This window comes from Mucilaginibacter lacusdianchii (genome assembly GCF_009770985.1).
In the GTDB taxonomy this organism is placed as follows: Bacteria; Bacteroidota; Bacteroidia; order Sphingobacteriales; family Sphingobacteriaceae; genus Mucilaginibacter; species Mucilaginibacter lacusdianchii.
Genome location: NZ_WSRW01000002.1, coordinates 1,493,303 through 1,506,734, shown reverse-complemented (window position 1 = coordinate 1,506,734; position 13,432 = coordinate 1,493,303). Strand labels below are relative to the sequence as shown.

The following is a 13,432-nucleotide window of genomic DNA, read 5'->3' as shown; positions in this document are numbered from 1 at the left end:
TTAATGCGGTTGGCATTATGATGCTAAAAGAACAGGGTAGTTTGCAGCTTGACGACAAGGTGTCAAAGTTCTTCCCCGAACTACCTGCCTGGGCCGACCGGGTTAAGGTACTTCATCTTTTACAATACACCAGCGGTATACCTGACGTAAAATGGAAAAGCGTTAAATCTGATGCTGATAACATGCAAGATTTGAAGGCGTTGACGCAGCTGGATTTTGAACCAGGAAGTAATTATGCCTACAATAACAACAACGTGTTTTTGCAACGCCGCATTATTGAAAAGGTATCAGGTATGTCTTGTAATGAGTTTGTTAAAAGCAGGCTGCTAAAGCCATGTAAAATGAATAATTCTGTTATCGATCCTGCTGATTCGGATGAACTGGTAGCTAAGGCCTATAATAATGATAAAAGGCAGGATAAACTTATTTATCCGATATCCGGCTGGACTTGTGTTACGTTGGGTGATTTTTATAAATGGTCGCAGTGCATCGATAATTTTAAATTGATTAATCAGACGTCTACCCGCCAAATTCTGTTAGCCGATGCACCTAACCGGCAATCAGGCTTGGGCAAGGGCACTATGGAAGGCAGCAAGCTAATTACGCATGTACATGACGGCACAACCATGAACTACCAGGCACTACTGGCGTCTGATATTCCCAAAGGTAGAACCATAATTTTAATGACGAATAGCAAGCAGGGAAACTTGTACAACTTAAACAATGCATTAACGGCAATTTTAGACAACAAGCCATATCAGCAGCCCAAAAAAGCTGTGATGAAAGGTTTTACAATGCCGCCTGCTGGCATGACCGGTGAGCAAGTGTTAGCAATTTATAAAGAACTTAAAACTAAACAGCCGCAAGATTATAACTTTGATGATGAATCGGCATTGAATGACATTGGATACCTGTTGATGGGCAAAAACAAAATAGACGACGCCATTACCATTTTTGAATATAATACGCACCTTTTTCCACAGTCTGGTAACGTTTATGATAGTTTAGGCGAGGCTTATTACAAGCAGGGAAATAAAGCCAAAGCACTAGTAAATTACAAACAATCATTAAAGTTAACCCCTGGAAACAAAACGGCGCAAGCCGTAATTACTGAGCTGGAGAAATAGGGGTGTCATTGTCTGTATTTACTTCTTTGGTAGGCTTAGCAGCTTTGATGGCTTTAACAATTTTGCCCTTTGCCACCTTGGCCGTTTTGCTAAACACTAGCGATGCTTTGCCGCTTTGGTAATATTTGCAAAAATGAGTAAGCGGACAAACCTCGCATTTAGGGCGGCGGGCTATGCAAATGTACCGGCCGTGTAATATAAGCCAGTGGTGTGCAAAGCCTAAAGTTTGTTTGGGCAGGTATTCAGTTAATTGCTTTTCAACAGCCAGCGGTGTGCGGGCATTAGTGGTAAGACCAATACGGTTAGCTACACGGAATACATGCGTATCTACTGCAATAGCCGGTGCATCGTATACTACCGAAGCAATTACGTTAGCCGTTTTACGGCCTACGCCGGGTAGCTTTTGCAGTTCATTTAAATCAGACGGTACCACGGCATTGAACTGCTCCAATAACATTTTAGACATACCAGCCAAATGCTTGGCTTTATTGTTAGGATAGCTTACACTGCGGATGTAAGAAAAAATTTCTTCTACGCTGGCTGCCGATAACGATTCCACATCTGGGAAACGGGCAAAAAGGGCAGGGGTAATTTGGTTGATGCGTTTATCGGTACATTGCGCCGATAATATAACAGCTACCAGCAACTCAAACGGGTTCGAATAATGTAATTCGGTAACCGGGTTGGGCTGGTGGCCTGAAAAATATTCAACAAATAACTTGTAGCGTTCCTTCTTTAACATCAGACGGCAAAGATAACAAAAGCCCTGCTTTTGACAGGGCTTTTGTTGGCATCACTAACGTAAGTTTTTGGAATACTCCAGAATGTTATCAATGGTTTGCTTTTTAGGCTTTACCTGTAAAAGGTCCATTTCAGTTCTTAGTGCATGATAAAAAATCAGTGCATCTGCATCCACATGTTCGATAATATCCTGTTCGTTCACCATAGCCTTGTTTGTGATTGCATTAAAAATAAATGTAGAATTTTCACCCATAAGCTTTTCGTGTTTATATAACACTATAACGCACCTCGCATGACGTTATTTTATAACTATTAAAAAAATTTTAATTAGTTATTGCTTAATTTTTAAGGCTCAATTCTTTTTGTTGCATCATTTTGCGCAGGTTGTTTAAGGCATAGCGCATACGGCCCAAGGCGGTGTTAATGCTTACTTCGGTAACATCAGCAATTTCTTTAAAGCTCATATCACTAAAGTGGCGCATAATCAGTACTTCTTTTTGTTCGGCTGGCAGCAGATGAATTAAAGATTTCAGGTCTTTATAAGTCTGCTCGCGTACCATACGGTCTTCCGTACTTTCATCATGATGGCCTAATACATCGAAAATATCAAAATCGTCGCCGCCACTTACCAGTGGGGTGCGTTTTTCGCGTCTAAAGTGGTCAATAACCAAGTTATGGGCAATACGGCTTACCCAAGGTAAAAACTTACCTTCTTCGTTATATTTACCGGCTTTAAGGGTGTTGATAACCTTGATGAAGGTATCCTGAAAAATATCTTCGGCCAGGTATTCGTCCTTAACCAGCAAGTAAATAGATGTATAAATTTTAGATTGATAGCGACGGATTAGTTCGACCAAAGCCCCTTCTTGTCCGCCGATATATAGATGGATTAAATCCTGATCACTTTTCAAATGAAAATCCATAGAACCTCTACTTTTAAAAATCAATAAATTTTAAAAAAAATAATGCTTTAAGTAAAGTTCTAATCTATAGGGGTTCCTCGTTCTTTTGTATATCAAATAAACTAAATGTTGTGTTAATTTCCAAATAAAATTTCAAAATATAGGTTATAACACACTGTAATGACAAACCCTTATAACGTTCAAAATTGAACTGAAAAGAAGCGTTTACTTGCAATAATAAACTGGTTTATTGGTTATATATACGTAATATACGCAATACGTGTAACAACGGTTGCTTATGTTTATAAGACTGAATTTTTGTGCCGGGGTTTAACTGCTGGGTAAGGTATTATTTATTCTGCAACAGAATGTTACCACATTTGGAAAGTGCTAAACATTTTAGGATTTTTGCACTTTATTTATAGAGTCCGTAGTTGATGGACAACAGATCATAATATGATGTTTGCTATGGACTATCAACAACGGACGATCGACTTCAAAAAATGAGTATAGAAACGGAAAAAGATCCACAAAAACATATCATCATAAAAGGAGCCCGGGTACACAACCTGAAAAACCTGGACATTGCCATACCTAAAAACCAGTTGGTAGTGGTAACAGGCATGTCGGGTTCCGGTAAATCATCTTTAGCTTTTGATACTTTGTATGCCGAAGGGCAGCGCCGCTATGTAGAAAGTTTATCATCATACGCCCGGCAGTTTTTGGGCCGCATGAACAAGCCTGATGTTGATTATATCAAAGGTATTGCGCCGGCTATTGCTATCGAGCAAAAAGTAATTACCAGCAACCCGCGTTCAACCGTAGGCACTTCTACCGAGATTTACGATTATCTAAAACTACTATTTTCACGTATCGGTAAAACCATATCGCCGGTATCGGGCCGTCAGGTTAAAAAAGATACAGTGACCGATGTAGTAAATTTTGCGCAAGGTTTAACCGACGATACGCCGGTTACGATATTGTGCCCGTTGCATCCGCACAACAACCGCAGCTTAAAAGAAGAGCTGGCGGTGTTACTGCAAAAAGGTTTTGTTAGGGTTGAATACCGTGGAAGCGTATCCCGTATTGAAAGTTTGCTGGAAGATGAAACTATAGTAAACGACACCTTAAAGCATGATGACCCGGTACGCATCGTTATTGACCGGGTAACCAAAAACATGGAAGAGGAAACGCTGAGCCGTATTGCCGACTCGGCCCAGACCGCTTTTTTTGAAGGTAAAGGCGATTGCTTTGTGCGTTACCAGCGTACTGAAGATGGCGACGAGGCCGAGGCTTTCTTTTGCGACCGCTTTGAACTTGACGGCATGAAGTTCGAAGAACCAACACCGAACTTTTTTAGCTTCAATAATCCGTACGGTGCCTGTCGTCGGTGCGAGGGATATGGTAAGATTATCGGTATTGATGAAGATTTAGTTATACCAGATAAAAGTAAATCTGTTTACGATAACGCGATTGCCCCTTGGCGTGGCGAAAAGATGAGCGAGTGGAACCATACGCTAATTCGGCATGCCGAAAAATTTGATTTCCCGATTCATCGACCGGTTAGTCAGTTGACCGATAAGCAAAAACGCTTATTGTGGACCGGCAATAAATTTTTCAGAGGCTTAGATGCTTTCTTTAAAGAGATAGAAGAGCAAACCTATAAAATACAGTACCGCGTAATATTGTCGCGCTATCGTGGCAAAACCACTTGCCCCGAGTGCCGGGGTAGCCGTTTGCGGCCGGATGCTACTTATGTAAAAATAGCCGACCATTCCATCACCGACATTGTATTAATGCCGCTGGATAAAGCGCAGGAATTTTTCCGTAGCCTGAGTTTGGATGCGCATGACGAGAAGATTGGCAAACGGTTGTTGATGGAAATCACTAACCGCATCAGCTTTTTGAACGATGTGGGCTTGGGTTACCTGACGCTAAATCGACTGTCAAACACTTTGTCGGGTGGCGAGTCGCAACGGATTAACTTGGCCACTTCATTAGGCAGTAGCTTGGTAGGGTCAGTGTATGTGCTGGATGAACCGAGCATTGGTTTACACCCACGGGATACGCAACGGCTAATTACTGTTTTAAAATCATTACGTGATGTAGGTAATACCGTATTGGTGGTAGAGCACGAAGAAGAAATTATGCAGGCGGCCGACCACCTGATTGATATTGGCCCCGAAGCCGGTACACATGGCGGTCAGCTGATTTTTTCGGGTACTTATGAACAGATTTTAACTGATGACCATAGTTTAACCGGCAAATACCTGAGTGGTCGTGAAGAGATTTCTATTCCCGAACAGCGCCGTAAATGGAATGATCATATTTTAATTAAAGGCGCTCGCGAAAATAACCTGCAAAATATTGATGTGAAGTTCCCGCTGGGTGTACTTACCGTAGTAACCGGTGTATCTGGTTCCGGTAAAACCAGTTTAGTAAAACGCATCTTAAGTCCGGCGTTACAAAAAGCTTTGGGTAATTATTCGGGTGAGCAAACCGGCGCTTATGACAGCATTGACGGCGATTACAGCAAAATAGAGGCGGTAGAAATGGTAGACCAAAATCCGATTGGTCGCTCATCTCGCTCAAATCCGGTTACTTATGTAAAGGCTTGGGACGAGATACGTAACCTGTTTGCTGGCCAACCGGCTGCTAAAGCAGCCGGATTGAAACCGTCGGCCTTTTCATTCAACGTAGAAGGCGGCCGGTGTGATGTTTGCCAGGGCGAGGGCGAAGTGAAAATAGAGATGCAGTTTATGGCCGACATCTTTTTACCTTGTGAGGCTTGTAATGGTAATCGCTTTAAACAAAATATTCTTGATGTGACTTATCAAGATAAGAATGTATCTGATATTCTAAAAATGACTATTGATGAAGCGCTGGAGTTTTTTGTAAACGAGCAAAAAATTATCAATAAAATAAAGCCATTGCAGGATGTGGGTTTGGGTTACGTGCAGTTGGGCCAATCGTCTAATACCCTCTCGGGCGGCGAGGCGCAACGTATTAAGCTGGCATCTTTCTTAGTAAAGGGTAACAACGCCAGCAAAACCTTATTCATTTTTGACGAACCGACTACCGGTTTGCATTTTGCCGACATTAAAAAGCTGCTCAAATCATTTGATGCGTTGTTGGAACAAGGCAACACCATCATCGTTATTGAGCACAACATGGACGTAATTAAAAGTGCCGACTGGGTTATTGATATTGGCCCAGGTGGTGGCGACAAAGGTGGCCAACTGGTTTTTGAGGGCGTACCCGAAGACTTGGTTAAAGAAAAGAAAAGCTTTACCGGGCAATTTTTAAAGGAGCGACTGAGAAAATAAAACAGAAGGAGATATCGAAAGGTATCTCCTTCTGTTTTATACATCGATGTAGTAACCGGTTAGGCGCTAGCTTTTCACTGGTTATTTATTGTAGAATGTGTTGTTAACTGGTGTTTAAATATTTTATAGTTCACTGGTAATTTGCAAAATCAATTGCTATATTTATTAAGTAGCTAATTGCTTTCCACCAACCATTTACCTAAGCACACACCTGATGCGCCATTTTACGATATTTCTGCTTACTCTTCTAAGTTCGTTAGCGGCTTTAAGTCAATCTAAATACAGGGTTTCTTATCACGATCTTAAAGCTTATGAGGGATTGTATGAATATGCTAATCACAGTACACTTAAAATAGCAGCATCGCCTAAAGATACCTTATTGTATGCCATCATCAATCAAAGTCGTTATCCGCTTCGGCCATCAGGAAGAGATTCATTTTTAAACAATAGTAATGAGCTTATTCACTTCTTAAGAAAGCCGGATTATCAAATTTGGGGTTATACTGCCGATAAAGACACCTTCAAACTCTTGTCTAAAGCTGTACTCTTTCCCGAAAAGATGTGGTATCCTAAACAGTCAACATCTGGAAAGCCATACCAGTACCGCTATCAACAGCCGGCAACGCTTCATGATGGTTTGGCTACCGGATATATTCAAAACTCTGGCCTTGATGCGGCATTGCTGAGTGATATGATGAACAAAATTGGAGCGGGAAAATATCCTGGTGTACATAGTATGCTCATCATTAAAAACGGTCAGCTGGTTTTTGAGGAGTACTTTTACGAATATACGATAGATAGCTTGCATGAACTGCGCTCGGCATCTAAAAGTTTTGTTTCTGCCCTAACTGGTTTGGCTATTCAAAAAGGGTATATTAAAAGTAAAAACAATGCGGTGTTGTCTTACTTTCCAGGATACGTTCCGGCCAACAACTCACCGCTAAAGCAAAAAATCACGGTTGAACACCTACTTACCAATCAAAGTGGTTTAGATTGTGACATAAGCAATCCAAAATCGGAAGGCAATGAAACGAAAATGAACTATTCGGATGATTGGGTGAAATTTACTTTAGACCTGCCTATGATTGATACACCAGGCGGCAAAGGAATGTACTGTTCGGGTAATCCTATCACTTTAGGGCGGATAATTGAAAAAGCATCCGGCCGGCCTTTACCTGCATTTGCACAAGAAAATCTTTTTACACCGATGGGTATCACTCATTTTAAATGGAACTTTAAACCCGACAAATCTAATGCTGAAGACTTTTGCCAGTTGTATCTTAGTCCAAGGGATATGGCTAAGTTTGGGTTGATGTATTTGAATGGCGGTAAATGGCATGGCAAACAAATAGTACCTCAAAATTGGGTAACAGCTTCGGGTAGCAAACACTCGGTAGTGCAAGGTGTAAATTATGGTTACCTGTGGTGGTTAAAGTATTTAGATGCGAATGGCGTTCGTTACAATAGTATAGCAGCGCAGGGAAATGGCGGGCAAAAAATATATTTATTTCCGGCTCAGGATATGGTTGTGGTTACAACGGGTGGCAACTACAACTCCCAGTCACCGTCAGATGAATTGATTCAAACTTATATATTGCCCTCCTTTAATAAAAAGCTGTAAAACGATAATGAACGGCAAACGTTACCATATCAAACACTATGTCGTCATTCATCATCATTACCGCCGTTACCTTGCTTGCATTAGGCATTGCGGCATTTCTTATCTTTAAAAAGCGTTCGCACAAAGCAGTAGTGACACAGTCATCGCAGCCATTAACGGATAATTACCAACAACTGTTGCAACAGCAGGTTGCTTATTATCAAAAGTTGGATGCGGCAAGTCAGGCCAGGTTTCAGGGTTTAGTAGCCGAGTTTATCCAAACTGTGCGGATAGAAGGGGTGGGCCTGGAGGTGGATGATTTGGATAGACTGCTGGTAGCATCCAGTGCCGTTATTCCCATATTTGGTTACCAGGAATGGCGTTATAAAAATCTGACAAACGTTATTTTGTACCCGGATACTTTTAACAACGATTTTCAGTTTGAAGGCGAAAGTCGCAATATCATGGGCATGGTAGGTTCTGGCTATATGAACGGGCAGATGCTGCTTTCGCGAGCTGCCTTATTAAAAGGATTCTCTTCACAATCGGGCAAGCAGAATACCGGCATCCATGAGTTTGTGCACTTGCTGGATGGTGCGGACGGGGCAACAGACGGTGTGCCTGAGTATTTGCTGGCTCATGAATATGCCCAACCCTGGCTACGTATGATGCATCAGGAAATTAACAGAATTGAAAAAGGGCACTCAGACATTGACCCGTATGCGGCTACCAATGAGGCTGAATTTTTAGCCGTAGCTGCTGAGTACTTTTTTGAAAAGCCCGAACAGCTACAGCAAAAGCATCCCGAAATGTACGAACAGTTATGCCGCTTGTTTGCGCAGAATCCGGCGGCTGATTTATAAAATATTGTGCAGTTTAAGGTACTGTAACAGCATAATGGTTTTACCGTCCCGTATATCGCCGCTATCTATCATAGCCATTGCTTTATCAATGGTTACTTCCAATACTTCAATATGTTCGCTTTCTTCTTCCAAACCACCGCCCTGGTGTATTTTCATAGATTGAGTATATTCCGCAATAAAGAAGTGCAGTATTTCGGTTACGGAACCAGGCGACATGTAGGCTTCAAATATTTTTCGCACATCGGTAATCTGATAGCCGGTTTCTTCTTCCGTTTCACGGCGTATGCAATCTTCTGCATTGTCTTTATCCAGTAAACCTGCACAAGCCTCAATCAGCATCCCGGTAGCATTGCCGTTGATGAAAGTAGGCAAGCGGAATTGCCGGGTTAAAATGACCGTTTTTTGCAGTGTGTTGTAAAGCAAAATAGTAGCACCATTGCCCCTGTCATAAGCCTCGCGACTATGCACCTGGCTGGTGCCGTCGGGCAAGGTGTGCTCATATGTTACTTTGTTAAGGATGTACCAGTTGTCTGATAAAATTTCAGTGTTTAGAATTTTAACTTGTTGGTTCATGGATTTTTGTGATGTTATGGTTGGTTGTTAGTCTATGTCGGAAATTTTATTGAGTTTGTTACACTGTTGGAGAAGTTAAATAATCAACAATCATCCCGGCCCAGCAACACCCGTTCAATTCGCGGGTCGGGTATGAACCACACAATGGCTACCAGTGTAAATAAGGCTAAGCTGATGTTGGCGTTCACAAAGGTTAGCCCTAAAGCAGCAGCATAAATAGCCATCGAAACTTTGCCTTTTGTATCCTTACCATATGCTTGTGCCAGTGCCGAATCGGGCCCGGCCTGTTTAGCCAGTATAGCCGCAAGTAAGGTAAACGCCACAGCGTTCATCAGCAGTACAAAACCGTAAAGTGCTACCGGCCATTGCGCAAAGTGGTTTTCACCCATCCAACCCGTTACGAACGGAATCATGGATAGCCAGAACAGTAAATGCAGGTTGGCCCATAACGCCGCACCACGTACCTGCTTTACGGCATGCAGCATATGGTGATGATTGTTCCAATAAATGCCCACGTATACAAAACTAAGTACATAGCTTAAAAAGGTAGGAATAAGTGGTTTAAGAGCGGTAAGGCTTTCACCATGCGGCGTTTTTAGTTCCAGTACCATGATGGTAATGATGATGGCAATTACCCCATCACTAAAAGCTTCTAAGCGTCCTTTGTTCATGTAGTAGGTTTTGAGTTGTATCGTATACATCGCAAAATAACAGGTTTAACCCGTACCACCCGCATCATTAGCACGCTGATCAAAAATTATTTCGGATATTTAGCACAATGTATATGCGTAAATGCGGCTGGTTGCTGGCACTATGGGCCATTATGTTAGTAGCCTGTAATCCAGCCGACGAGAATTCGAATAAAAAAGTATTTAATATTAACCTCGATCAGGGTCTTACCTCTATGGATCCGGCTTTTGCCCGTAACCAAAATGCCCTATGGATGGACAACCAGATTTACAACGGACTGGTGCAGCTTGATGATAATTTACACATTCAACCCTGCATTGCCAAAAGTTGGAATATATCGGCGGATGGCAAGCTATACACCTTTCAATTACGTAATGATGTTTACTTTCAGGATGATGCACAGTTCAAGAACGGTCAGGGGCGCAAGGCTACTGCTGCTGATTTTGTATACAGCTTTGGCCGCTTGGTAGATCCTAAAGTGGCCTCCTCTGGCTCGTGGATTTTTAGTGATAAAGTAGATGCCCAAACGGCCTTTACAGCGCCCAACGATACAACCTTTCAAATACATCTTAAACAGCCGTTTCCTCCGTTGATGAGTTTACTTACCGCGCAGTATTGCTCTGTTGTGCCGCATGAAGTAGTGGCGCATTATGGTAAAGATTTTCGGAATCATCCGGTAGGCACAGGGCCGTTTAAATTTAAGTATTGGAAAGAAGGAGAAGTAATGGTGCTGCTCAAAAACGAGCGCTATTGGGAAAAAGATAAACAAGGCCATACCTTACCGCATCTGGATGCTGTCCGCGCCACTTTCATCAGCGATAAGCAAACCGCCTTTATGGAATTCATCAAACAAAAGCTCGACTTTTTTAACGGTATTGACGGCAGCTACCGCGATGATATTTTGACTAAATCGGGTCAGGTAACTAAAAAGTATAATGGTAAGTTCCGGCTCGTCACCCAACCCTTTTTGAATACTGAATATCTGGGAATGTTGGTTGATACAACACTGCCCATTGTTAAACACTCGCCTTTACGTTTATTAAAAGTACGCCAGGCTATCAACTATGCCATCGATAAATCAAAAATGATCAAATATCTGCGCAATAGTATTGGTACCATTGGGTATGCTGGTTTTATACCCGAGGGCATGCCGGGGTTTGATGGCAAAACTGTACAGGGATTCACTTATAATCAGATCAAAGCCAGGCAACTGCTGGCCGAAGCAGGTTTTTCGGACGGTAAAAATATGCCCGAAATTGTGCTGAGTACCAATACCAGCTACCGCGATTTGATTGAGTATATACAAGGGCAGTTGCAGGAGGTTGGCATCCGCTCACGTGTAGAAATTATTCAAAGCGCCAGTTTGCGCGAGATGATTGCCAAAAACGGGATCAATTTTTTTAGAGGTAGTTGGATAGCCGATTATCCGGATGCCGAAAACTATTTGTCGGTTTTTTATTCTAAAAACAAGATACCGTTTGGCCCGAACTACACCGGCTTTCATAATGCTAAGTTTGATGCACTGTTTGAGCAAGCTTACCAAGTAAATAACGATGCCGAGCGCTTTAAGCTATACCAGCAAATGGATAACCTGATTATGCAACAGGCACCGGTAGTGGTATTGTATTACGATAAACTGGTAAATCTTTATCAAAACAGTATCAGCGGCTACAGCCATAATGCGCAGAATCTGCTGATTTTAAAAAATGTACAGAAGCAATAAACTGAATGGCACAAGCAATAAAAGTTCCGCATCCGCTCAGTATATTAATGGCGGTTATTGTTTTGGCAGCATTGGCTACATGGTTGGTGCCTGCCGGTAAATACGACACCTTAAGCTATGTCGAAAAAACGTTTACCTTAAACAAAAACGGGAAAGACGTAACTGTGCCCTTCACCCAAAAAACGCTCGATAGCTTACATATACAGGCATCTGTATCGGCGTTTGAACAGGGAAGCATCCGCAAGCCGGTATCCGTTCCCGGTTCTTATCACAAGTTGGATAAAAATGCACAAGGCATAGTTAACATTATTGAAGCGCCTATAAAGGGCATCTATGATACCATAGACATTATCCTGTTTGTATTACTGATAGGCGGTTTTATACAAGTGTTTAATACCACCGGCGCTATGGAGCAGGGGCTGAAGCAACTGGCCGTGCGTATGCAGGGGCGGGAGGGCTGGCTCATCATCATTATTACCTTTCTGCTGTCATTCGGCGGAGCCTCTTATGGTATGGCCGAGGAAGGCTTTGCCTTTTATCCGGTTTTGGTACCGCTGTTTTTGGCTGCAGGGTATGATTTGCTGTTGCCGGTGGCTGTTATTTTTGGTGGCACACAATTGGGCACCTTGTCGTCATTTTCCAATCCGTTTTCTACCATCATTGCGTCTAACGCCAGTGGCATCAACTGGACGGATGGCTTTAACGGGCGCTTACTGATGTTCGTCGTATCTACCGTTATATACATTGGCTTTTTGGTACGCTATGCACAACGGGTAAAACGAAACCCGGCTGCCTCGCTGGTGTACCGTACTGATGGGAATGTGCAAAGTCCTTTTCCTGCATTCGGTACTGGTTCGGCAGAGGGTACATCAAGCAAAAAGAATATTTTACTGTTGATCCTATTCTTTCTAGCCTTTGCTGTGATGATTACCGGCGTGGTAAAATGGAGTTGGTGGCTGCTCGAAATGTCGGCCGTATTTGTAGTAGCAGCTGTATTGATTGCTATTATTCAGCGCATGCCGCAAAAATTGTTTATTGATACTTTTATTAAAGGGGCTGAAGGACTGCTGAGTGTGGCCTTTATTATCGGCGCTGCACGCGGGGTAACGGCCATTTTAAACAGCGGCAACATCAGCGACAGTATTGTGTATTATGCTACGCAATTGATTAGCGGATTGCCGTCGAGCGTTTTTATAGTGATATTGCTGCTGTTGTTTTGTGTGTTTACGCTGTTTATATCCAGTACATCAGGCATGGCAGTGGTTACGATGCCTATCATTGGTGCATTGGCGCTGGCCGCCCATGTGCCCGGACGCGAGATTGTGAACAGTTACCTGTATGGCATGGGCATTATGGGTATGATTACACCCACTGGACTATTACTGCCCTCTTTGGCACTGGTAGGCATCAGCTTCAAAACGTGGTGGCGTTTTATATGGCCAATACTGGCAGTGCTATTGGTAGTTTGTGTAGCTTTTTTGCTGATAGGGATACAGCTATAATAATTTGCTACGTAACCTAAGTAAGCTACCCTAAGGCTTCCAAATGGTTAAATAACCATATTCTATGCGAATTACAATTATTTAACTCATATTTGCCTGTAACGTTCTTTACAAAGAAAAATCTTCCAGCAGCAAAGGTTTCCGGTTAGCGCCGGAACGAAAAAGGAACCGTGTGCAAATCACGGGCTGTCGCGCAACTGTAAGTTTTATGGTGAATGGAGAGTGGTAGAGTAGTAAGTGTTTTGCTTTTATTTTATTCTCTGTTTACCGCTGTTAAGCAATATGTCACTGTAGGTTATCCAATAAACCTATGGGAAGGCGCTTAACAGTAAAACGAGCCAGGATACTTGCCTATGCTGTGTAAAAGACCAATGCTTTCGCGATT

11 protein-coding genes, 1 pseudogene and 1 riboswitch are annotated in these 13,432 nt (G+C 42.5%); of the genes and pseudogenes, 7 read left to right on the top strand and 5 right to left on the bottom strand.

The features are described from left to right. Positions 1-11: 11 nt before the first annotated feature. Positions 12-698: pseudogene (locus GPM24_RS22305) on the top strand (serine hydrolase domain-containing protein); the annotation flags it as partial. Then, complete coding sequence (locus GPM24_RS22375; protein WP_369409697.1) at positions 684-1,127, top strand: tetratricopeptide repeat protein; 444 nt, start codon at positions 684-686, stop codon at positions 1,125-1,127. The pseudogene GPM24_RS22305 and the gene GPM24_RS22375, both read left to right, overlap by 15 nt. Here GPM24_RS22375 and nth read toward each other — a convergent pair. From nth to GPM24_RS13500, 3 genes are all read right to left on the bottom strand, one after another. After that, complete coding sequence (gene nth, locus GPM24_RS13510) at positions 1,108-1,869, bottom strand: endonuclease III (RefSeq protein WP_158827261.1); 762 nt, start codon at positions 1,867-1,869, stop codon at positions 1,108-1,110. The genes GPM24_RS22375 and nth overlap by 20 nt on opposite strands. A 54-nt stretch (positions 1,870-1,923) precedes the next feature. Continuing rightward, positions 1,924-2,121, bottom strand: coding sequence for a hypothetical protein (locus tag GPM24_RS13505; RefSeq protein ID WP_158827260.1), 198 nt, complete (start codon positions 2,119-2,121; stop codon positions 1,924-1,926). 85 nt (positions 2,122-2,206) lie between these two features. Then, a complete protein-coding gene (locus tag GPM24_RS13500) occupies positions 2,207-2,791 on the bottom strand; it encodes an RNA polymerase sigma factor (RefSeq protein ID WP_158827259.1) in 585 nt (194 codons plus the stop codon). Between the two features lie 482 nt (positions 2,792-3,273). Here GPM24_RS13500 and uvrA point away from each other — a divergent pair, with 482 nt between their 5' ends. The 3 genes from uvrA to GPM24_RS13485 all read left to right on the top strand — a co-directional run bounded on the left by uvrA (position 3,274) and on the right by GPM24_RS13485 (position 8,559). Then, on the top strand, positions 3,274-6,096 hold the full coding sequence (gene uvrA / locus GPM24_RS13495; protein WP_158827258.1) for an excinuclease ABC subunit UvrA: 2,823 nt from the start codon (positions 3,274-3,276) through the stop codon (positions 6,094-6,096). A 214-nt stretch (positions 6,097-6,310) separates the two neighbouring features. Continuing rightward, positions 6,311-7,717, top strand: a complete 1,407-nt coding sequence (locus GPM24_RS13490) for a serine hydrolase domain-containing protein (protein ID WP_158827257.1) — start codon at positions 6,311-6,313, stop codon at positions 7,715-7,717. 38 nt (positions 7,718-7,755) lie between these two features. Next, complete coding sequence (locus tag GPM24_RS13485) at positions 7,756-8,559, top strand: M90 family metallopeptidase (protein WP_158827256.1); 804 nt, start codon at positions 7,756-7,758, stop codon at positions 8,557-8,559. Here the strand turns inward: GPM24_RS13485 and nudK are convergent. Both nudK and GPM24_RS13475 read right to left on the bottom strand, forming a co-directional pair. Further along, positions 8,554-9,132, bottom strand: coding sequence for a GDP-mannose pyrophosphatase NudK (gene nudK, locus GPM24_RS13480; RefSeq protein ID WP_158827255.1), 579 nt, complete (start codon positions 9,130-9,132; stop codon positions 8,554-8,556). The genes GPM24_RS13485 and nudK overlap by 6 nt on opposite strands. Before the next feature lie 83 nt (positions 9,133-9,215). Beyond that, positions 9,216-9,803: a TMEM175 family protein gene (locus GPM24_RS13475; RefSeq protein ID WP_158827254.1), complete on the bottom strand. Its 588-nt coding sequence runs from the start codon at positions 9,801-9,803 to the stop codon at positions 9,216-9,218. A gap of 107 nt (positions 9,804-9,910) precedes the next feature. Here GPM24_RS13475 and GPM24_RS13470 point away from each other — a divergent pair, with 107 nt between their 5' ends. Together GPM24_RS13470 and GPM24_RS13465 are read left to right on the top strand one after the other, a co-directional pair. Next, a complete protein-coding gene (locus GPM24_RS13470) occupies positions 9,911-11,545 on the top strand; it encodes an ABC transporter substrate-binding protein (protein WP_369409695.1) in 1,635 nt (544 codons plus the stop codon). Between the two features lie 5 nt (positions 11,546-11,550). Beyond that, positions 11,551-13,047, top strand: a complete 1,497-nt coding sequence (locus tag GPM24_RS13465; protein WP_158827253.1) for a YfcC family protein — start codon at positions 11,551-11,553, stop codon at positions 13,045-13,047. A gap of 118 nt (positions 13,048-13,165) precedes the next feature. Beyond that, positions 13,166-13,416: riboswitch (cobalamin riboswitch) on the top strand. Positions 13,417-13,432: the final 16 nt, after the last annotated feature.